18 protein-coding genes and 1 pseudogene are annotated in these 22,053 nt (G+C 55.8%); 9 read left to right on the top strand and 10 right to left on the bottom strand.

Annotated features, from left to right (window positions below; genetic code table 11):
* Positions 1-7: 7 nt before the first annotated feature.
* The 9 genes and pseudogenes from DXB00_RS08665 to DXB00_RS16355 form a co-directional block, all read right to left on the bottom strand.
* The gene (locus tag DXB00_RS08665) at positions 8-721 is read right to left on the bottom strand and encodes an IMP cyclohydrolase (protein WP_117492078.1); all 714 of its coding nucleotides are present in this window, start codon (positions 719-721) and stop codon (positions 8-10) included.
* Between the two features lie 17 nt (positions 722-738).
* The gene (purN, locus tag DXB00_RS08660) at positions 739-1,362 is read right to left on the bottom strand and encodes a phosphoribosylglycinamide formyltransferase (protein ID WP_118286178.1); all 624 of its coding nucleotides are present in this window, start codon (positions 1,360-1,362) and stop codon (positions 739-741) included.
* A 150-nt stretch (positions 1,363-1,512) separates the two neighbouring features.
* On the bottom strand, positions 1,513-2,553 hold the full coding sequence (purM, locus tag DXB00_RS08655) for a phosphoribosylformylglycinamidine cyclo-ligase (protein WP_117752103.1): 1,041 nt from the start codon (positions 2,551-2,553) through the stop codon (positions 1,513-1,515).
* 89 nt (positions 2,554-2,642) lie between these two features.
* On the bottom strand, positions 2,643-4,115 hold the full coding sequence (gene purF / locus DXB00_RS08650; RefSeq protein WP_118286179.1) for an amidophosphoribosyltransferase: 1,473 nt from the start codon (positions 4,113-4,115) through the stop codon (positions 2,643-2,645).
* A 42-nt stretch (positions 4,116-4,157) separates the two neighbouring features.
* Positions 4,158-4,867 (bottom strand): annotated as a pseudogene (gene purC / locus DXB00_RS08645) (phosphoribosylaminoimidazolesuccinocarboxamide synthase).
* A 136-nt stretch (positions 4,868-5,003) separates the two neighbouring features.
* Positions 5,004-5,495, bottom strand: coding sequence for a 5-(carboxyamino)imidazole ribonucleotide mutase (purE, locus tag DXB00_RS08640; protein WP_110435884.1), 492 nt, complete (start codon positions 5,493-5,495; stop codon positions 5,004-5,006).
* A 277-nt stretch (positions 5,496-5,772) separates the two neighbouring features.
* Complete coding sequence (locus tag DXB00_RS08635; RefSeq protein WP_118729165.1) at positions 5,773-6,960, bottom strand: glycosyltransferase; 1,188 nt, start codon at positions 6,958-6,960, stop codon at positions 5,773-5,775.
* Between the two features lie 62 nt (positions 6,961-7,022).
* Complete coding sequence (csaB, locus tag DXB00_RS08630; protein WP_119214796.1) at positions 7,023-8,822, bottom strand: polysaccharide pyruvyl transferase CsaB; 1,800 nt, start codon at positions 8,820-8,822, stop codon at positions 7,023-7,025.
* Entirely contained in the window at positions 8,774-9,244 is a 471-nt protein-coding gene (locus DXB00_RS16355) for a glycosyltransferase (protein WP_243107187.1), read from the bottom strand. The genes csaB and DXB00_RS16355 overlap by 49 nt, the downstream gene beginning before the upstream one ends.
* 184 nt (positions 9,245-9,428) lie before the next feature.
* Here DXB00_RS16355 and DXB00_RS08620 point away from each other — a divergent pair, with 184 nt between their 5' ends.
* The 5 genes from DXB00_RS08620 (at position 9,429) to DXB00_RS08600 (ending at position 16,006) form a co-directional block, all read left to right on the top strand.
* On the top strand, positions 9,429-10,874 hold the full coding sequence (locus DXB00_RS08620; RefSeq protein ID WP_147358070.1) for a lipopolysaccharide biosynthesis protein: 1,446 nt from the start codon (positions 9,429-9,431) through the stop codon (positions 10,872-10,874).
* A gap of 108 nt (positions 10,875-10,982) precedes the next feature.
* On the top strand, positions 10,983-12,308 hold the full coding sequence (gene aspS / locus DXB00_RS08615) for an aspartate--tRNA(Asn) ligase (RefSeq protein ID WP_118729162.1): 1,326 nt from the start codon (positions 10,983-10,985) through the stop codon (positions 12,306-12,308).
* 358 nt (positions 12,309-12,666) lie between these two features.
* Complete coding sequence (locus tag DXB00_RS08610) at positions 12,667-13,458, top strand: HAD-IIA family hydrolase (RefSeq protein WP_118729161.1); 792 nt, start codon at positions 12,667-12,669, stop codon at positions 13,456-13,458.
* A 146-nt stretch (positions 13,459-13,604) separates the two neighbouring features.
* On the top strand, positions 13,605-14,282 hold the full coding sequence (locus DXB00_RS08605) for a response regulator transcription factor (protein ID WP_110435890.1): 678 nt from the start codon (positions 13,605-13,607) through the stop codon (positions 14,280-14,282).
* The gene (locus DXB00_RS08600; RefSeq protein WP_118729159.1) at positions 14,279-16,006 is read left to right on the top strand and encodes a sensor histidine kinase; all 1,728 of its coding nucleotides are present in this window, start codon (positions 14,279-14,281) and stop codon (positions 16,004-16,006) included. The genes DXB00_RS08605 and DXB00_RS08600 overlap by 4 nt, the downstream gene beginning before the upstream one ends.
* A 60-nt stretch (positions 16,007-16,066) precedes the next feature.
* On the opposite strand, the gene rny is transcribed toward DXB00_RS08600, so the two are convergent.
* A complete protein-coding gene (gene rny, locus DXB00_RS08595; protein WP_117492099.1) occupies positions 16,067-17,611 on the bottom strand; it encodes a ribonuclease Y in 1,545 nt (514 codons plus the stop codon).
* Between the two features lie 507 nt (positions 17,612-18,118).
* Here rny and pgeF point away from each other — a divergent pair.
* From pgeF to DXB00_RS08575, 4 genes are read left to right on the top strand one after another with little or no spacing between them, the layout of a single operon-like run.
* On the top strand, positions 18,119-18,919 hold the full coding sequence (pgeF, locus tag DXB00_RS08590; RefSeq protein ID WP_117492101.1) for a peptidoglycan editing factor PgeF: 801 nt from the start codon (positions 18,119-18,121) through the stop codon (positions 18,917-18,919).
* Between the two features lie 17 nt (positions 18,920-18,936).
* Entirely contained in the window at positions 18,937-20,793 is a 1,857-nt protein-coding gene (locus DXB00_RS08585) for an ABC transporter substrate-binding protein (RefSeq protein WP_118729158.1), read from the top strand.
* Between the two features lie 30 nt (positions 20,794-20,823).
* Complete coding sequence (locus tag DXB00_RS08580) at positions 20,824-21,720, top strand: DMT family transporter (protein WP_118729157.1); 897 nt, start codon at positions 20,824-20,826, stop codon at positions 21,718-21,720.
* Complete coding sequence (locus DXB00_RS08575) at positions 21,717-21,914, top strand: hypothetical protein (RefSeq protein WP_119214794.1); 198 nt, start codon at positions 21,717-21,719, stop codon at positions 21,912-21,914. The genes DXB00_RS08580 and DXB00_RS08575 overlap by 4 nt, the downstream gene beginning before the upstream one ends.
* The last annotated feature ends 139 nt before the right edge of the window (positions 21,915-22,053 follow it).

Below are 22,053 nucleotides of genomic sequence, written 5' to 3'. Positions count from 1 at the left end.
GCCGCAGTTATTCTGCGTTCTTGTTGCGGATTTCCTGCTCAACTTCGCCGGTCTCCAGATCGACGTAGCGCACGAACAGCGAAACCTTGTTCTGCTCGTTCAGGCTGTTCCAGAGCAGGTTGGTGAACTCGTGAATGGGCAGCTCGATGCGGATGCACTTCGGCTCGCCGCGGAACGGCGGCAGCGGATCGCCGTCGCACTGATAGGTATGGATGAAATGGCCCAGACCGGCAACCGGCTTATCGTACTCATAGAAAAAACGCTTGTTGGCGGTGCGGTCCGAGGTGAAGTTCTTGAGGATGGACAGGCTGTAGGAGCCGTCCGGATTGACAACGCCCGAAATGCGGGAGGTGTAGTTGGGGGCGTCCGGCTCAAACTGGCGGGTGCGGAGCGCCTCAAAGTAGCTCTTGCCCTGCTTGAGATAGTCCACGATGGTATCGGTCTGGTCGCCGTTGGTAACGACCAGGGTGCCGTTGTACAGGCGCACCGGATGATAGATGATCAGCGAGGGATCGACCATCTTGGACGGGTCAAATGCCTCCGTGCGGATACCGTCCTCGGTTTCGGTGAACACGCGGTTGCGGCTGTTCTCCGAGCGGCCCATGATGAAGTAGGCGATAACATTCTTTTTATTATCCGGGGTGCGGCCGAGAATAATGCCGCGGCCGGGATATGCGTTGCTCATCAGCTCCTGGCTGATGTCAAAAACATTCTTGCTCATAATGCTGTCACTCCTGTTCAGTTTTTATGGACGATAGCGCCGTCCACGCGCAGTCTGCCTGCGCAGAAGTCGGATACTGCCTGCGGCAGAAGAATCCACTCCGCGTTCTGCATGACGCGCTTCTGCAAGGTCTCCGGTGTGTCGCCATCTTCCACTTCAACGGCCTTCTGCGCGATAATTGCGCCGCCGTCTACCACTTCGGATACAAAATGTACGGTCGCACCGGTAACCTTTACCCCTTTTGCCAGCGCGGCTTCATGCACGCGCAGACCGTAGAAGCCCTCTCCGCAGAAGGAGGGGATGAGCGAGGGATGTACGTTGATAATGCGGTTTTCAAAATGGCGGCAGAAGCTGTCCGGCAGGACGGTCATGAAGCCTGCGAGCACGATCAGACCGATGTCTGCGTTCTCCAGCAGAGCGGTAAGCGCCTTGCCGTACTCTTCCGCGTCGGAAAAGTCCCTGCGGCGCAGCACCTCGGAGGGAATAGCCGCTTTTGCGGCACGCTCGAGTGCATACGCCTTCGGGTTGGACGAAATAACGAGCGAAATCTGTCCGTTTTCGATCTTGCCCGCCTGCTGTGCGTCAATGAGCGCCTGCAGGTTCGTGCCGCCGCCCGAAACCAAAACTGCAATTTTTGTCATTTATTTTTCTCCAAAAAACAAATGAAATGGAGAATTGTGGATTCGTGCAGAACGCGATTATTCAACACATCGCTTTGCACTGAACCACGCAGCGCGGACGAAACCCGCGCAAGGATAGCGCCAATTCTCAATTCTCCATTTTCAATTTACTTAAACGAGTTCTACGCCCTTTTCGGCGCCGTTTACGCACTCGCCGATAACATAAGCCTGCTCGCCTGCAGCGGAAATTGCTGCAACCGCGCGGGAAGCGTCCTCAGCGGCAACGGCCAGAACCAGACCGGCGCCCATGTTGAAGGTGTTGTACATGTCGCGCTCCGGAATCTTGCCGGTCTTTGCGATCAGGTCGAATACCGGCGGAACCGGCATAGCAGCCTTCTCGATCTTGGCAACGATGCCTGCCGGCAGCATGCGCGGTACGTTTTCATAGAAGCCGCCGCCGGTGATGTGGCTGATGCCCTTGACCTCAACCTTGCCCATCAGGGACTGGATCGCCTTAACGTAGATCTTGGTCGGGGTCAGCAGCTCTTCGCCAAGGGTCTTGCCGAATTCGTCGATGTAGCGGCGAACCGACTTCTCGTTGATGCCGAGCGTCTTGCGAACCAGAGAATAGCCGTTGGAGTGTACGCCGGAGGAGGCAACACCGATCAGCGCGTCGCCGGCCTTGATGCCGGTGCCGTCGATCATCTTTTCCTTATCGACCATGCCGACAGAGAAGCCTGCCATATCGTACTCGTTTTCCGGATAGAAGCCCGGCATTTCAGCGGTCTCGCCGCCGATCAGCGCGCAGCCTGCCTGACGGCAGCCCTCTGCGATACCGGAAACCATCTGTGCGATCTTCTCCGGGTGGTTCTTGCCGACTGCAACATAGTCGAGGAAGAACAGCGGCTGTGCACCGCAGCAGGCGATGTCGTTTACGCACATGGCAACGCAGTCGATGCCAACGGTGTCGTGCTTGTCCATCAGGAACGCCAGCTTGAGCTTGGTGCCGACGCCATCCGTACCGGAAACGAGGATCGGATCCTTCATGCCATTGAACTCCGGACGGAACAGGCCGCCGAAGCCGCCGAGCGTACCCATAACGCCCTTGGTAAAGGTGCTTTCTACCATCGGCTTCATCAGCTTGACCGCTTCATAGCCTGCGGTAACGTCAACGCCGGCAGCCTTGTAGCTTTCAGAACGGCTTACACTCATTCTTAACATCTCACTTTCATAATTAAAGATGGAAAATTGATAATGAAGGCGTGTGACCTTCATTATCAATCATCATTTTCCATTCAGGTTTAGTCTTTGTCAGAGGGGAGCGGAATCTCGGTCTCGAACATGTTCTTATCCACCTGCTCGGGTACTGGAATCGGGTACTCACCGGAGAAGCATGCATCGCAGAAGCCCAGCTTGCAGCCGACTGCAATCTTGCGGCAGGCTTCGAGCGACAGGAAGCCGAGCGAATCCACGCCGATGATCTCGCGCATTTCCTCAACCGTGCGGTTGTGTGCGAGCAGCTGGTTGCGCTCTGGAATATCCGTGCCGAAGAAGCAGGGATGACGGAACGGAGGTGCCGAAATTCTCATGTGAACCTCAGCCGCGCCTGCGTCGCGCAGCAGCTTTACCAGACGGCCGCAGGTCGTACCGCGGACGATGGAGTCATCGACCATGATGACGCGCTTGCCCTCAATAGCGGTGCGCAGGGCATTCAGCTTGAGACGCACGGAGCGCTCGCGCTTGTCCTGACCCGGCTGGATAAAGGTGCGGGCGATATAGCGGTTCTTGATGAGACCGACGCCGTACGGAATGCCGGAGAACTTCGCGTAGCCGATGGCTGCCGGGATACCGGAATCCGGTACGCCGATAACCACGTCAGCGCCGACCGGATGCTCGATGGACAGATACTTGCCGGCCTCCTGACGGGCCAGCTCAACCGATGCACCGTCGATGATGGAGTCCGGACGGGCAAAGTAAATGTACTCGAATACACACGCGGAGGACTTGCACTCGATACCGCAGTGCATGGAGCGCAGCTCACCGTTTTCGACAACGCAGACCTCACCGGGTTCTACATCGCGGATGAACTTTGCACCGAGCGCGTCCAGAGCGCAGGTCTCGGAAGCGAAAATGTAGCAGTCGTTGTCCAGCAGGCCGATACACAGCGGACGGAAGCCGTGCGGGTCGCGTGCCGCGATCAGCTTGCGCGGAGACATAACAACCAGAGAGTAGGCACCCTCGATGCGGTGCATGGTGTTCATAACGGCTTCTTCAATAGAGCCGCACTTGAGGCGTTCCTTAACAATGGTGTATACCAGCACCTCGGTGTCGTTCGAGGAGCGGAAAATGCCGCCGTCCAGCTCGATCTCGCGGCGCAGCTCGCCTGCGTTTACGAGGTTGCCGTTGTGCGCAACCGCGAGATTGCCCTTTACATGGGTGATGGAGATCGGCTGCGCATTCTCGCGGCGGGTATCGCCGGTGGTGGAGTAGCGCACATGACCGATAGCCATCGAGCCGGGCATGTTGTCCAGAATCTCCTGATTGAACACGGCGCTGACCAGACCGGTGTCCTTATGGCAGTGGATCACGCCGTTTTTGTTTACGGCGATACCGGCAGCCTCCTGACCGCGGTGCTGGAGAGCAAACAGTGCAGTATACGCGTCGTGCGCGGCGGAAATCTCCTTGCCTTCCGGCGCTGCGATACCGAATACACCGCACTCCTCATGCACCTTGTCAAACGGAGTGCTGCTTTTTCTTAAAATACGATATTTCATTCTTCAGCCTTTTCTTGTCCGAATCTTGCCTTGCGGATGGGCTTACTTGCCCATAACGCGCTTCATGATCTCCTGATATGCCTCCTCGACACCGCCCATGTCACGACGGAAGCGATCCTTGTCCAGCTTCTCCTTGGTGGTCTTGTCCCACAGGCGGCAGGTATCCGGAGAGATTTCGTCTGCGAGAACGATCTTGCCGTCCGCAGTCTTGCCGAACTCGAGCTTAAAATCAACGAGGATGACGTTCAGGGTATCGAAGTACTGCTTCATAACCTCGTTTACCTTGAAGGCCATTGCCTTGATGGTCTCGATCTCCTCACGGGTAGCAGCCTCAGTGCGATCGCGTGGTAAGCGTTCATGAGCGGGTCGCCAAGCTCATCGTTTTTGTAGGAGAACTCGATGGTCGGCTCGTCGAATACGATGCCCTCTTCCACGCCGAAACGCTTCGCAAAGGAACCGGCGGAAATGTTGCGGATGATGACCTCCAGCGGTACAATGGAGACCTTCTTTACCAGGGTCTCACGCTCGGAGAGCTGCTCAACAAAGTGGGTCGGCACGCCCTGCTGCTCGAGCAGCTGGAACATGTGATTGCTCATTACGTTGTTGATAACGCCCTTGCCGGTAATGGTGCCCTTCTTCTCACCGTTGAATGCGGTTGCATCGTCCTTGTAGTCAACGATTACGAGATTTGCATCGTCGGTAGCGAATACCTTCTTAGCCTTGCCTTCGTACAGCTGTTCTTTCTTTTCCATGTCCAATTCCTCCATTTGTATAAGTAGTGTTAATTTGAAACAATGTTGTTTGCAGGTTGTACATCGAAGCTGCCAATGGGAGCAGCCCCAATGCCTTTACCTTGCGGGGATGCGGTATCAGAGATACCTATATAGATTACGCGAACTGAGCGCGAACCTTTTCGTCCTTTGCGGTAACTTCCGCTGCCATATCGGCCTTGAACTGCGCGAGCTTCTGTGCCAGCGCGTCATCCGACAGGGCGATCATCTGTGCTGCGAGGATGGCGGCGTTGTCTGCGCCGTCGATCGCAACGGTTGCCACCGGAATACCCTTGGGCATCTGCACGATGGAGAGCAGGCTGTCCATGCCGCCCATCACGCTGGTGGCCATCGGCACGCCGATTACCGGAAGCGTGGTGTAAGCTGCCAGTACACCGCCGAGGTGTGCGGCCTTGCCTGCCGCCGCGATGATAACGCCGAAGCCTTCGGCTGCCGCGTTCTTCGCCAGCTGCTCGGCAGCGGCCGGGGTGCGGTGCGCGGAGCAGATGCGGACCTCAGTCGGAATATCGAACGATTTCAGACGGTCAACACACTTTTCCATTACCTTGAGATCACTGTCGGATCCCATGACAACGAGAACTTTTTTCATTTGTTATTCCTCCTACAAAAACAAATGAGGGCACGGGTATACCCGTGCCCTATAATCGCTCATTTATGTGCACCGATGCCCGAGAGAATGCACGAATGCCCGAGAACGAAAAACTGTTCAGCTGCAGTCTGATTCAAAAATACGCTGCCGGTCATGTGTACACCTCTTTCTTAAAACCAACGGTGACGATACATATTTATTTTAGCTAATTTAACTTGTTAATGCAAGTATTTTACCCGCTTTTTTCGGGATTCGTGTAAATGCCCAAAGATAAATTTTACTCCTCTGCACTTTCGTGCAGAACGCCCTTTTTATAAAGCACCTCTTCCATCTGGTGCACACGCTCGGTCCACGAGCACTGCGCGCCGTAGGCAAGGCGTTTTTCCGTCCATGCCGGACGTTTTTCCTTGGCAGCGGCATCGCACAGCGGCAGGAACATCTCGGGATTGCGGGCAATGTAGACCACATCCTTGAAATCCTCGACCTGCAGCGGCTCGCGCGTGGAAACGATCGGCTTGCCGGTTGCCAGATATTCGTAGAACTTGAGCGGCGAAACGTCCTTGGAGAGCGCACCGGCACGGAATACGTTCAGGCAGACGTCCATCTGCGCCAGATATGCGGGCAGCTCGGGCTGCGGCACCAGACCGTGGAATACGATGTTCGGGTACTGCTTGAGATTTGTCAGGTCAACACCCGGCAGCGTGCGTCCGATCAGGAAAATCGTCGCGTTCGGACGGCTCTTCGCCAGCTTTTCGATCAGTGCATAGTCGATGCACTCCTGCAGCATGCCGACAAAGCCGTAGATCGGATGCGGCAGATCCTTCATGTCCTCCGGGCAGGGAAGGGTGTCCTTCTCGGTCTGTACGCGCGAGAAAATCTCGTAAGCCGCGCCGTTCGGGATCATCTGGGTGGTCGGGTTGATCTTTTCCAGTGTCTCTGCCAGTCCGACTGCGGTTGCGAATACCTGATCGGCAGGCTTGGCCAGATCGCATTCCATCTTGTCCACAACCTTGGGATTGATGTGGCCCTTGTATGCGGAATGACGGTCTACACAGTCATATACCAGCTTGGAGTGCGGCAGGTGCTCCACAATATCGCACGAGGACGGCGAGTAGCACCACAGCACGGTCTCGTCGCCGAAGCCGTGCTCGCGCATCTTTTCGCGGATGAACGCCGCCTGCCGCTTCTGGTTGATTTTGTTGATCCAGCGGAACTTGTTGAAAAACGGCAGTACCGGCGGCAGCGCGTACACGGTGATGTTTTCGTGTCCCTCGACTTTTTCGCCGGGCTGCTTGTATTTTTCGATATATGCGGAGGCTTTTTTGTCCTTGAGCGGTGCGATCATGGACACCGGAGGATCAAAATACAGGATTTCGCTGTTGCGCAGACGGCTCATCACGTTCTGCTTGCGCGTCGGCAGAGGATGGTAGTTCGTTGTCGAAAGACAGACGATGTGGTTCTTCATATCTATATAACCCCTTTAGTGGATTGTTTTATCATGTATCGTAGGGCACCCCGCCCTACGGTTTAGTTTTCGGAAATGTTCAGCAGCTTCGCTGCACCCTTCACATTCTCGGACTCTCTTTCTCTCAGCATTTCCGCGGTGCGGTGCACCTCGTTATCGAGCGCACCGGAGACGCACTCGTCGATGAGGCGGCACAACGGCTCCGCCTTGACGGACGAAAGCTGCAGGCAGGTGCGGCTTCCGATATATTTCAGAAAACCGTCCACCTTGATGTCGTAGCTCATGCCGACGACCGGAACGCCCTGACCGGCGGAGAACATCAGCGAATGCAGTCGGATGCCAACCACGGTTTTCATGCGGGAGAGGATGCCGATGGTGACTTCGATGGGCTGTCGGGTACGCACGGCGTGCCACGGACAGTGCAGCAGTGCGCCGACACGTTCTGCGGGCATGAGGTCGCTCGGGAACTCGATGGGTACGAAAACCGGCGTCAGACCGTGCTTTTCGTAGGCATAGTTGGCTGCAGCCGCGATTTCGGGCAGAGCCGTGTCCAGACCCTTCCAGTTGCGCAGACCGAAGCCGATATACTTTCCGTTCGGGTCAATGCCGCTCTGCTCGAGGGCGATATTGACGATTTCACGCGGCGCCGGCGTCAGAATGATGGTCGGGTCGGCGGAAACACGGATATCCGGCCGGGTAACGCCCATTTCGGCAAGCAGTGCGCGGGAATTGTCGTCGCGCAGCGTGATGCGGTCAACCGATGCATCAATGGTTCTGGCGGCCATCCGGCGGTTGCCCGGACGGTTGATCGGACCGATGCCGCAGCCGTACATCATTACCTTGCAGCCGCGCTTTTTGGCGGCGTACAGCGTGTAGCAGTAGTACCAGATCGAGCGGGTGGACGTAACATCCTGCATGAGTGAGCCGCCGCCGTTGATATACAGCGCGGCATGACGGAACTTGCGCAGGACGGAGAACACATTAAAGGTATAGATGGCGTTCGTGCGGTAGATCAGGCGCGTTTCCTTTGGCCTGCGCGACATAACGCAGATGGTGCGTTCGGGATCGAGCTGACGCATCTCCTGCACGATGGCCTCTAAGATGGCGTCGTCACCGGCGTTGCCGCGTCCGTACGCACCGCAGATGACAATGCTCTCGCGCTCGTTTTTCGGACGGTGGAACCGTGCCAGCAGGTGACGGTAGTTTTCCATCTGACGTTCGCACATTTTGTCGCGCGAGAAATCGCGGGAGGCTTTTTCGTACAGCGCGTCCGCGAATTTCTGCCGCAGTTCGGCATCGTTGCCCAGACGGACCAGATATTCCGCCAGCCGCTTATCGTCCCCGACCGGGAAGATATAGCCGTTTTCGCCGGTGTCGATGAGTTCGGGCATGCCGCCGACATCCGAGCAGATGGTCGCGCAGCCGGCACAAACGCCCTCGAGAATGGAGTACGGGAAGGTTTCGGACACCGAGGACAGCAGGTTGATGTCCATCGCACGGAAGAACGGCATGACCGGCGATACCCAGCCGCAGAATGTTACGCGCTCGCGCACGCCGAGCTGGTCGCACAGCTTTTTGAGCATATCCTCGTCCTCGCCGTCACCGGCGATGAACAGGCGCAGCTGCGGCGCAGATTTCAGCGCCTCGGCAAAGCCGCGAATGGTGGTCGCAATATCCTTGACAGCAGTCAGACGCGCGGCAATGCCGCATAGCACGTCGCCGTCCTCGATCTCGGCTCCGTAGGTGTCCCGCAGATAGGCAACGCGGTCAAATTCGCCCTTCGGACGGTCAAAATCCATACCGTTGTAGATTTTTACAATGCGCTCCGGGTCAAAGCCGCGCTCGATGAGCGTGCGCGCCATACGGTCTGCGACCGGCTGATAGAAGTCGAGAAAGCGCAGCGCGATGGCATTCGCCGTGCCGAGCGTGTACTGCTTGAGCGGACTGCGAGGTAGTCCAGCCGGTAATCCGAGTGGACGGTCGTCACGATGGGAACATGACGGCTGCGGCGCACCATGGCTCCCATCAGGTTGGCACGGCCGCCGTGGCAGTGAATAATGTCGGGCTTGAACGCATCTACCAGGTCGCGCATGGTCCGTGCCGCGCGGAACGGATTGTGCCGCTCGATCACGCGCACATCAATGCCGCGCTCGCGCGCTTCATCTGCAAACGGACCTGCGCGGAACGAGATGAGCATTACATCGTTATTGCGGTTGAGTCCGGTTACAGTATTCATAATCTGGGTCTTGGCGCCGCCTACATCGCCGCCGCCCATTACATGCATGATTCGCAAAGTCAAATACCTCCACTTGACAAGTATAATCAGTATACCATGAAAACAGGGGGATTGCAAAACTCGGACGCGGTAAATGTCGTCTTTTTCGGCAGTATTTTGGCAAACGAAGTTTGTTTTTTTGCTCAGAACATGGTATACTGATTTTATCTGACGGAAAGCGAGGGTTTTTCTTTTGTCCTCTAAAAATACCATGACGCGCGATGCCATGCTGTTCCTGCCGGCCAAGGTGGTCGAGGGACTGCTCGTCATCGGGTGTTCCTCGTTGTATTCCCACATCTTTGTGGAGGGTGCGGTCAGCGCGTTCAACCTGACTAACACTACGATACAGCTGCTCTACCTCATCCTCGCGGGCTGGATGGCGAACTCCGCCACCCGTTATGTAGGTGAGGAGTATCGCGCCGATGAAGGACGCGGCCTGTTCTCCACGGTTTCTACCATCTATGTGGGATTGTGTGTGCTTGTTGCCATCGGCTGCTGCATTACGGCAGCTGTGACGCAAAGTCCGGTTTGTCTGGGCGGTGCGCTGATGTTCTGCACCTACACGGCGTTTCAGGTGCTCAATGCGGCGCTGATTCAGCTCGGCCGCGTCAAAGCATCCATCCTGTGGTCGCTGACCTCGGCGGTGCTCAAGCTCGCGGTTGCATTCGCGCTTGTCGGCGGCAAGTCGAATTATCCGTCGCCGTTCCCGGCTATCTTTGCCAATACCATTGCGGACGGTGTAGCCACCATCGGTGCGGTGTTTGCGCTCAGCCTGCCGGTTGTTGTGCGGCTGAAGTATTTCTCCAAGCCGCTGCTGAACCGGTTCCTCAAATACGGCGTACCGCTGATGGGCGTTTCTATCTCGGTGGCGCTGCTCAACCAGATCGACAAATACCTCGTTGTCGGCTTTTACGGCAACATTCTGTACGCATACTATTCGAATAACAACTCGATCGCAAGCGGTCTGTTCACGATGATCTCGGTCGGCATTATGCGCGGCGTGTATCCTGCCGTGCTGCGCGGCTGGCGTGAGGGCGGCAAAGTCGCAGCAAAGCCGCTGCTCGATCAGGGCGTGCGGCTGTATCTGCTGATCGCCGTGCCTGCGGTTGCAGGTCTGACGGCGGTTGCGCTGCCACTCAGCCGGTTCCTGTTCCCCGCGAAGTACGCCGCCGGTGCGCCGGTCATCGCGTATACTGCGCTTGCCATGCTGTTCATGGGCCTGACCGAGTACGCCAACAAGGCGTATGAGCTGGAGCAATCCACCGTACACGTTCTGCAGAACAGCGCGATCGCAGCAGTTATCAAGGTGGTTTCGAGTGTCATTCTGCTCAAAATCCTCGGATTTACGGGCGGTGCGCTCGGTTCGGTGGTCGCATTTGCGTCCTACTTTATCATTACCTGCGTGCGCGTGCGCAGCCGGTTTCTGTTCCGCGTGGCACCGGTCAGTCTGGTGCGCATCATCGTTTCGGCGCTGCTGTGCGGTGCGGCGGCTTTTGCATGCACGCTGCTGCCGGTCGGCAATCTCATTCGCCTTGGCGCGGCTGTCGTGGTCGGTGCGGGCGTTTATGCAGTGTGCATTATCGTCAGCGGTGAGGGCCGCGAGGAAGTACAGGCGGTGCTCCGCCGGCTGAAACGATAAGAAAAATTGTCGAAACAGCGTGGATTTCACTGGTAAAACCTTGTCACGGCATTAAATCCATGCTACAATAACTCTATCTGAAAATTGTAAACAGAGAGGCGTAATATTATGGAAATGATTCATGAAGCGGGTCAGTACGTTGACACCGTAAAGCGCGTCTGCGAAGCAGTCGGCAGCGAGGTCACGTTCCGCGGCACGGTTCACCGTGTACGCGATATGTCTGACTTTTCTTTTGTTGTAATGCGCGTTGAGCGCGGTCTGATCCAGTGCACCTTCCAGGGTGACGAGATCGGCGGCATCAAGCGTTCGGATGTCAAGGATGCAATGGTACTTGAGGTTACCGGTACCGTTCGTGAGGAGCCGCGTGCAGAGCATGGCGTTGAGGTCGTTCTGAGCGCACTGTCCATCCTCGGCAAGCCGTACGACCAGCTGCCGGTACCGCTCGGCAAGAAGTATATGGGCCTGTCCCTTGATGTTGATCTGCCGCTGCGTCCGATCACGCTGCGTCATCCGCGCAAGCAGGCGATCTTCCGCGTACAGGGTGCGATCGCTGACGGCTTTGCACAGTACATGCAGTCGCAGGGCTTCACCCACATCCACACCCCGAAGATCGTAGTTGCAGGCGCTGAGGGCGGCGCAAACCTGTTCAAGCTGGATTACTTCGGCACCCCGGCTTATCTGGCACAGTCCCCGCAGTTCCACAAGCAGTACCTCGCCGGTGCATTCGGCCGTGTATACGAGATCGGCTCGGTTTACCGTGCAGAGCGTCACAACACCTCTCGTCACCTGAACGAGTACATGGGTCTGGACTTCGAGATGGCCTACATTGATTCCATGTACGATGTAATGGCAATGGAGACCGGCATGCTCAAGTCCGTTATGGCTTACGTTAAGGAGCACTGCGCCGAGGAACTCGCTATGCTGAACGCCGAGGTTCCGGAGATCAAGGAAATCCCGACCATCCGCTTCCACGAGGCGAAGCAGATCATGGAGGAGAAGTACGGTCACAAGTCCAAGAACCGCTACGACCTCAACCCGGACGAAGAAGTGCTGCTGTGCCAGTGGGCAAAGGAGGAGCACGACTCTGATTTCGTATTTGTAACGCACTTCCCGTCCGCAAAGCGTCCGTTCTACGCGAAGGATGATCCGGAGGACCCGAAGCTGGCGCTGTCGTTCGACCTGCTGTTCCGCGGTCTGGAGATTACCACCGGCGGTCAGCGTATCCACGATTATCAGGAGCAGATGGACAAGCTGGAGGCCCGCAAGATGAACGCCGAGCTGTTTGAGTCCTTCACCATGCTGCACAAGTACGGTATGCCGCCGCACGGCGGTCTGGGCATCGGTCTGGAGCGCCTGACCATGCAGCTCCTTAAGCTGAACAACATCCGCGAGGCATCCATGTTCCCGCGTGATATGAACCGACTCGAGCCGTAAAAGGCTTGCGCCTTCGTTCAAAGGGCTGTGCCCTTTGGAACGAGGGGACACCCTTGACAGGCTTGCGCCTATAAGGGCTATTGCACCAAAAAGGACTCGGAATTATCGATTCCGGGTCCTTTTTGGTGTTTGTTAAAAATGACCCGGCAGAGCCGCCTGTGTCCCTTGGTATGCGCCCGGAGAAGAAAATCTTCACTCCTCACTCTCCACTCTCTTTTCGGCTCTTTACGAGGATTTAACATTTTTTCCTCGGTTGGCTCTTGACGTTCGCGGAAATTTTCCGCATAATAAGAATGGACAAAAAGATTTCCGGCCATGCTGTTTGAGTACGGGTCGTTACCGAAAGGAGATCAGCACAATGAACGAAGAATTAAAGCTGCTTCGCGAGAAGAAAGGCTTCATCTGCGATATGGACGGTGTTATCTATCACGGCAACCGTCTGCTGCCCGGTGTAACCGAATTTGTGGACTGGTTACAACGCGAGAATAAGAGCTTCCTCTTTCTGACCAACTCCTCCGAGCGTTCGCCGCTCGAGCTTCAGCAGAAGCTGGCCCGTATGGGTCTGGAGATCGGCGAGGAGCATTTCTACACTTCCGCGCTGGCTACGGCGAAGTTCATCGCCAGCCAGAAGCCGCACGCATCTGCGTATGTTATCGGTGCGCCCGGTCTGGTCGGTGCGCTGTACGAGGCGGGCATCGTGATGAACGATGTGGACCCGGATTATGTTATCGCGGGTGAGACCAACACCTACAACTATCAGACCATCCTCAAGGCGGTCGATCTGATCAACAAGGGCGCGCGCCTGATTGCCACCAACTCCGATTTGACCGGCCCGTCCGAGCAGGGCATTATTCCGGCATGCCGCGCACTGGTTTCTCCGATTGAGCTGGCCACCGGCAAGACCGCGTACTATGTTGGCAAGCCGAACCCGCTGATGATGCGTACCGGTCTGCGCCTGCTTGGTGTGCACTCGCACGAGGCGGCTATGATCGGCGACCGCATGGATACCGATATTGTTGCCGGTATTGAAACCGGTCTGGACACCGTTCTGGTGCTCTCCGGCTGTACCACCCGCAAGGATGTGGAAAATTACGCGTACCGTCCGCACTTTATTCTGGATGGTGTTGGCTGTATTCCGCCGCAGGCGTAAAGAAGCCGTCTAAATCGAACTACACAAAAGCCTTTCCGAAATTTTTTCGGAAAGGCTTTTTTCATTGGATAAAGAATGGACAATTCTATGCTATACTAAATACAGGAAAAGGATAGACCAATGACAGATAGAGAGGGGCACCTCAAATGGCAGGACACATTCTTTTAGCAGAGGACGATAAGGCGTTATCCGCGCTGATGCAGGATTTCTTTCGGGCGGCGGGCGTGGCGGTAACACCGGCGTATGACGGCGAGCAGGCGCTCGTGCTGGCACAGGCGCAGCCGTTCGACCTGCTGGTGCTGGATGTGATGATGCCGCATCTGAACGGGCTGGAGGTCTGCGAAGCGGTGCGGCAGGAGAGCGATGTTCCGGTCATTTTCGTCACAGCACTTGGGCAGGAGGGTGACACGCTGGCAGGATTCCGCGCGGGCGCGGACGATTATATCACCAAGCCGTTTTCGTTTCCGGTGCTGGTGGCAAAGGCACAGGCGCTCATGCGGCGGGCCCGCGGGCTGCGGCTGGGCGCGAGTGAGCTCGGCTACGCGAATATCCTGATGGATACGGCTTCGGGCACGGTAACGGTGGACGGCAACCCGGTAAATCTGCGTCCCAAGGAGGCGAAGATACTCGAGCTGCTGCTGCGCGAACAGGGACGCACGGTGTCGCGCGACCTGCTCATCGAGCGGGTATGGGGCACGGATTTCGACGGGGACGAGCGCATGATCGACCGGCACATTGCCAGCCTGCGTAAAGCGCTCGGTACAGCGTCGCAGCATATCCGTGCGGTGTACGGCAAGGGCTACCGATTGGGGGGATCAACATGACAAAGCGGATTCGTAAAATCGGCATCGCGGCAAGGTTGACCGCGGTTGTGGCAGTGATTCTGGCGGTGTTTGTTGGACTGTGGACATTCAAATTGATTGAAAACGCACAGGTTGTCGCAGCGTACAGGGCAGGTATGGAAGTTAACGATATTTGCTGGCGTGTTGAACACACGTTGGTAGAAAAAGGGTATGACCCTGATGATATGCCGTCGGCCAATACGCCGGAATACGATAAAATGCGTTGTGATTTGGCATATTCCATCTGGGATAGTGAAAAAGCGTATGTCGTGCAGTATTATGATGGACAGGAAAACTGGGTCACGATGCGTTCGCCGCTGCTGCTGTATGGTAAGAATGCCGATGCCGATATTGACATCAGCAATTTTGCCGAGCAGGATATTCGTGAGATGCGTGAGGTATACGGGCCGAAAAAAGGCTTTTCAGATGACGTGGGATACATTGCAATGATATATGGCAAAAAAATCGAAAACAATGGTCATACGATATATATTCCGAACCGAATCTGCGTAGGTGCGTATGATTATGAATGGACGGCACAGACACCGGTTGAAGAGGTCGGTCAATGGGAAGAAATGCCGCAGTGGTGCTTTGACAAGGATTCGAATATGGAAGTATACTTTGCGGAAAAAAAGTATCTGGAAACCAAACTGCGGTGCATAAACGGAGAAAATGTGAAAGTGGATCATACAGGGGGATATTTTACTATCTTTTTGTCCCTGTCCAGCACGATCGGATATGGACATGGAATGGTCATGGCCACTGCGCCGATTGACAAGGAAGCTGCATATGAGGATCTCTTTTGGGGTATGCCGTTCATCACGATTGCATTGTATCTGATTTTCCTGTTTATTTTCTATAAAATCGTGCGCCGCATGGTGTCCGACCCACTGGTTGACACGGCGCGAGAAGCAAATCTGGTTGCAAACCTTGCATTCGACGAGTTCAAGCCCGACCTGAAACGCGGAGACGAAATCGGCGAGCTAAACCGTGCGCTGAGCGAAATGGCGGCGACTCTGCACACCCGCTGGGACAGCGAACGCGACCTCGAGGACAAACGACAGCAGTTTGTCTCGGCGGCAAGCCACGACCTGAAAACGCCGCTTGCGCTCATCGGCGGGTACGCCGAGGCCATCGCGCAGGACATTTCGCCAGAGGAAAACGCGAGGTATCTTGCCGCTATCGAGCAGGAAACCGACCGTATGAACGGTCTGGTGCGCGAAATGCTGGATTACACCCGTCTGGACCGCACGGACGAGCTGAAAAACCGCAAAACGCTCAATCTGACCGCACTTGTGCGTGATATGCTGACCGAATACGCGCCATTGTTTGAGAAACGCCGCCTGACCGCCGATATTGCGGATGGTGTGCGTATCCGCGGCGACGAAACGCTGCTGCGGCGTGCCGTCGGCTGTCTGTTGGAGAATGCCGCCAAGTATTCGCCGGAAAACGGGCGCGTGTCCGTTCGGCTGACGAACAGCCGCAATCATCTGCTGACCGTCGAGAACGACTGTGAGCCCATTCCGGAGGACGAGCTGCCGCGCCTGTTCGAGATGTTCTATCGCGGCGATAAGGCGCGCGACCGCGCAGGCGGACACGGACTGGGACTGGCCATTCTGCAGAAAATACTCGCGCTGCACGGCCTGACCTGCAAAGCGGAAAATATAAAGGGCGGCGTGCGGTTCGTTGTCTGCAATAAAGATTAAAAGCTGAAAAAGGGCATAAAAATACCCCGCAAGAGAATCTCTTGCGGGGTATGATTTTACTTACTTTGCGTAGTCGATCGCACGCGTTTCGCGTACCATGTTGACCTTGATCTGGCCGGGATAATCCAGCTCGTTCTCGATCTTCTTGGCGATTTCGCGGGCGAGAAGCACCATCTTGTCGTCCGAAACCTTCTCCGGATTGACGATGATGCGAATCTCGCGGCCTGCCTGAATGGCAAACGAACCGGAAACACCGGGCGTCTCGTTGGCGATGCTCTCGAGCTTCTCCAGACGCTTGATATAGTTCTCCAGGTTCTCGCGGCGAGCGCCCGGACGTGCAGCGGAGATGGCATCGGCTGCCTGAACCAGACATGCAACGATGGTCTTTGCCTCTACATCGCCGTGGTGTGCCTCGATGGCATGGATGATCGGCTGGGATTCCTTGTACTTCTTGGCAAGGTCTACGCCGATCTGAACGTGGCTGCCCTCAACCTCGTGGTCGATGGCCTTGCCGATATCATGCAGCAGGCCTGCGCGGCGTGCCGGAACCGGATCGAGACCCAGTTCGCTGGCCATCATGCCGGCAATGTGAGCCACCTCGATGGAGTGCTGCAGGACGTTCTGACCGTAGCTGGTGCGGTAGCGCAGGCGGCCGAGGATCTTGACCAGCTCGGGGTGAATGCCGTGAATGCCGGTTTCGAAGGTAGCACGCTCGCCTTCGCTCTTGATGATCTGCTCAACCTCGCGGCGAGCCTTGTCAACCATTTCCTCAATGCGAGCCGGATGAATACGACCGTCAACGATCAGCTTTTCGAGGGCCAGACGTGCGATCTCACGGCGAACCGGATCGAACGAGGACAGAGTGATAGCTTCGGGCGTATCGTCGATGATGAGGTCTACGCCGGTAAGGGTTTCCAGCGTGCGGATGTTGCGGCCCTCTCGGCCGATAATGCGGCCCTTCATCTCGTCGTTCGGCAGCGGAACGACCGAAACGGTCGCCTCGGATACCTGATCGGCGGCACAGCGCTGAATTGCGGTCGAGATGATCTCGCGGGCGGTCTGCTCGCTTTCGTCCTTCAGGCGCTGATTGATCTCGCGCAGCTTGACGGCTGCATCGTGGGTTGCTTCGTTTTCAATGGACTGGACGAGCATATCGCGTGCTTCGTCGCGGGTCATGCTGGCAATCTGCTCCAGCTTTTCTACCTGCTCGAGCTTGATGCGCTCGAGTTCTTCCTTTTCCTTCTGGCTTGCGTCCAGCTGGCGGTTAAGGTCATCATTTTTGCGGTCGAGCATGTCGCTCTTCTTGTCCAGTGCTTCCTCGCGCTGAATCAGGCGGCGCTCAAGCTGCTGGGTCTCATTGCGGCGTTCCTTCAGCTCGCGGTCGGCTTCGACGCGCTGCTTGTGGATTTCGTCCTTTGCCTCGAGTATGGATTCGCGTTTTTTGGTCTCGCCGGCCTTGATCGCTTCGTTGATGATGCGGGTGGCCTCGGTCTCGGCAGAGCCGATCTCTTTTTCCGCAACGCTCTTGCGATACAGGAATCCGATGATTACGCCTACTGCGAGACACACGATACCGGTGATGATCGGTATGATGATGTTGCTCATGTCTGTTGGTGTGTCCTCCTATTTACGAATTTTGGGAGACGGCACAAAACCAAGACAATACCGCAGATCTGCGGTGCTGTTTCTCAATAGAGCGGCAGTTCGGCAGAAAACAAGCTGATTCCACGGTGAAACACGCGCAGCACGCATGAGCACTGCACGAAGAATAAAGGCAGAATACGCCGAAAAAGCGAAGATTCGCTCGAAAAAATCAGGGTTTTGCGCTGTCAAAAGAAAAATGCGATTCCGTCAATTCGCATCGGAATTGGCGGTTCATGATAATGCCTTTGAAAAAAGCCGTGCTCACCATTGGCACCGGCTCTGTTACAGCAGGTATTATACTATGTTTAATTGTAAAGCCTATTCGTCAAACTGTCAAGAAAAAGACAAGCTGACATACGCGGTTTTTGGTGTTTTTTGAAAACGGCTGGTGTGCGCTCTTGTGAACAGCAGGGCGATTTGCTATAATAATTCTGTATTCCCTCATGGAAGAGACGAGGAGGAACGACTATGAACGAGTCTATGTGCCGCGTACAGCGCGGTTCTTTCGTATATTATACCTGCCGACGGATTCCGGTTCGGCATGCCTTCACCACCAAATTCGGCGGTGTGAGCACAGGCGCGTGCGAAAGCCTGAATTTAGGCTTCAACCGCGGTGACGAGTTGGAGAATGTGCGCGAAAACTATCGCCTGCTGGGCGAGGCGCTCGGCGTGGATGAGACGCGCATGACGCTCACCAAGCAGATCCACGACACGCAGGTGTCGGTTGTGACTGAGGACAAGGTCGGCATGGGTCTGCACCGCCCGATGGAATGGCAGTCGGATGCGATCGTGACCGCACTCGCGGACACGCCCATCATCGGCTTTTACGCGGACTGCGTTGTCACCTTATTATATGATCCGGCGACGCATACCGCAGGCGTGTGTCATTCCGGCTGGCGCGGCATGGCGGCAGGCATTCTGCCGAAAACCGTTGATGTGATGGCGGAGCAGCTCGGCACAAAACGCGAAAGCCTGATCGCCGTGCTCGGTCCGTCTATCCGGCAGGAGTGCTTCGAGACTGATGCGGATGTGCCGGAAGCGATGGAAGAGCTGCTCGGTGCACAGGTGCATCCGTTCATCATGGAGAAAGGTCCGAAATTCCATGTGGACCTGCAGGGCATTGGCGTAAAGCTGCTGCAGGATGCCGGACTTTCGGCGGAAAATGTGATCGACAGCGGCATCTGCACCATGTGTCATTCGGATGAGTTCTGGTCGCACCGCGTAACGCACGGCGTGCGCGGCGTGCAGGGCGGCATGATCTGTCTGTAAGCGAAAGGATCAATACAATGAAAAGTTGGAAAAAACGTGCGCTGGCGCTGACAATGGCGGCTTTGGTCGTGCTCAGTGGCTGCACGTTCCCATTTGGACAGGGAAACGACGGCGACGGCGCACCGGTAGACAACGTGGATGTGTCGGACGCGTATTTCGGTCTGGCGTGGTATCGCTCGGGCACAACGCTCAATCCGGTTATGGACGGCACCGAGGTCAACAGCATGCTGCGTGAGGCGCTTTACGAGGGCCTTTTTGAGATAAAAAGCGATTTTACACTCGAAAACGAGCTGTGCGAGGACTATACGAGCGATGGAACCACGTTCAGCTTTACGATAAAAAAGGGCATCAAGTTCTGGTCGGGTGCGGAGCTGACGGCAAGTGATGTTGCCGAAAGTCTCAAGACTGTGCTGGAAAACGAAAGTTCGCCGTACCACAACCGACTGACCGAGGTGTCCTCGATCGAAGCGGTGACAAAGCGCATGGTTCGCATTACGCTTGCGTCGCCGAACGTCAACTTCCCGAAACTGCTGGATATTCCGATCTATCGGGCGGGTACGACGGACGAAGGAGAGTTCGCCGAGGGCACCGGACCGTACAAGCCGGTTCAGAACGGCGCTGCATGGACGCTGGAGGCCAACGAGAACTGGCACGGCGGCTTTCTCGGCACTATTCGGCACATTACGCTGGTCAAAATGACGCGCGCGGATGCGGCGGACACCAGCTTCCGCACCGGCGATGTATCCATCATGCGCAGCGCCCGTATTGCGCCGGACGACCAGAATATTGCGTTCACCGGCGAGGTCGATACTGTTCCGGTGAGCAGTGCTATGCTGCATTATATCGGTTTGAATTACAATAACAGCCAGTTCGCAAATGCAAAAGTGCGGCAGGCGCTTTCCATGGCGATCAGCCGTCAGGGACTGTGCGCAACCCAGCTGCAGGATTATGCCGATCCGGCGGTGCTGCCGATCAATCCGCAGCCGGCAGATACCGGCGTGTCGTACAGCCTGTCGGCAGATTTGATGACTGCGGCGCAGCTGCTGCGCGAGGCGGCACAGGAAGGTGCATCTTCTGCAGGCAGCAGTGACAGCAGCACCGATTCTTCGGACGGAGGTTCGGATTCTACAGACAGTTCCGATGATGACTCGGACTCTTCTGAGGAGGACGGCTACTACGACGAGGACGGCGACTTTATCTATTATACGAGCGGCCGGGCAAGCGATACCGATTACAAGGTGGATTTTCTGACCGTGCGCACGTCGAAAAACCGAACCGATTCGACGGTTTCGGACGAGGAAGCTGTGCTTCTGGACAATGAGAACACGGACTCCGGTGATTCGACCGATTCTGCAGACAATTCCGGCTCGACCGATACCACAGTAACCGATACGATAGTGACAGACGCGGCGACCGTGCAGCTTTCGTTCCGCCTGCTCGTCAACTCGGACAACGCGTTTAAAGTAGCGGCGGCAAAACAGGTTGCGGCATCGTGGAATTCGCTGAACGGCGTCAATGTCACGGTGGATGAGGAGCCGTATGATACCTATGTTTCCATGCTGCAGAGCGGTTCGTTTGATGCGTACTACGGCGAAACCCAGCTGACGCCGGACTTCGATCTGCGCCCGCTGCTGTCTCCGCAGGGCGGACTGAACTATGGATCGTACTCGAGTGAGGACATGAGCAATGCCATCACGGCGTACCGCAGCGGCGAGAATACGGAGGGTCTGTACACGACGTTCCTGAATGAAATGCCGCTTATTCCGCTGGCATTTGAGCGACAGCAGGTTGTGCTCAGAAGTGGTCTGATCAATCATTTCAATCCGGCACCGTATAACGCATTCGCAGGACAGGAGAACTGGGTCAAGCCGTAACCGCCCGTTTTCGCTGAAAAGGAGAATATCATGCAGGAAAATCACAGAATGCAGGGGCATTTGTTCGGCGCGTTCAGCGTGCTTGTCTGGGGTACGACGTTTGTCTCAACGAAAGTACTGCTGCGCGCCTTCACGCCGCTGGAGATTATGGTAGCGCGGTTCACGCTCGGCTTTCTGGCACTGCTCATCGTGGGCAAGGGCCTCATGCGTCCGCAGAAAAGATGGCATGAGGGATTGTTTGCGCTGGCCGGTCTTTCGGGCGTTACGCTTTATTTTTTGATGGAAAATATCGCGCTGACGTACATCTCTGCGTCACTGGTCGGCGTTATCGTAGCGGCAGCGCCGCTGTTTACCGCACTGATCGCAGCGGCGGTGCTGCACGAAAAACTCAGCAAATGGTTCTTTTTCGGCTTCGTTTGTGCGATGGCGGGTGTCGCGCTTGTGTCGCTTGCGGGCGTCAGCGAGTTGCATTTCAGCCCGGTTGGCGCACTGCTCGGCGTAGGCGCGGCTCTGGTCTGGGGTGTGTACTCGGTGCTCGTGCGCCAGCTTGGTCACATGGGCTACCGTACCATTCCGCTTACCTGCCGCATTTTTGGATACGGTTTGCTGTTTTTGCTCGTTCCTGCGGTGATTGAAGGGTTTCCGTCCGGTTTGAGCGTGTGGACGCAGCCGGTTCATCTGGCAAATCTGCTGTTTCTGGGTCTTTGTGCGTCTGCAACGTGCTTTGTGACGTGGAATCGCGCGGTTTTCCTGCTCGGTCCGGTGAAAACCAGCGTGTACATTTATGCAACGCCGGTTATTACAATAGTAAGCTCAGCGTTGATTCTACACGAAACCATGACGCCGATCATGTGGCTGGGCACGGTTTTGGCGCTCGGCGGTCTGATTTTGTCCGAACATCGGGAGAAAGAGAAAACGACGGCGTGAGCCGCCGTTTTTTGTTTGCAGCAAAATTCTTTGCAAAAAACGAAAAAAAGTATTTGACAAATGCTCCGGGATTTGGTATTCTATTAAAGCTGTCTCTCAGAGGCAGGCTCAAAACCGAGAAGTTTGGTTTAGAACCGATTGAGGTTCTGAAAAAGAATTTGAAAAAAGTTCTTGACAAACGCTTCTGGTTTTGATATACTAAATAAGCTGTTGATGAGCGGTTAAGAACAACGAAAAGTTGTGAAAACTCTTTGAAAACAGCAGATTGTACCTTGTAAATTAAACAACGATGTGCTTAAACTTTTGTTCAAAAGAACGAAGGTTGTAGTGCGA

The organism is Butyricicoccus sp. OF10-2, from assembly GCF_003481925.1.
GTDB classification, from domain to species: domain Bacteria; phylum Bacillota; class Clostridia; order Oscillospirales; family Butyricicoccaceae; genus Agathobaculum; species Agathobaculum butyriciproducens.
Note: the sequence above shows the minus strand (reverse complement) of the source record. Positions and strands in the feature narration are given on the sequence as shown.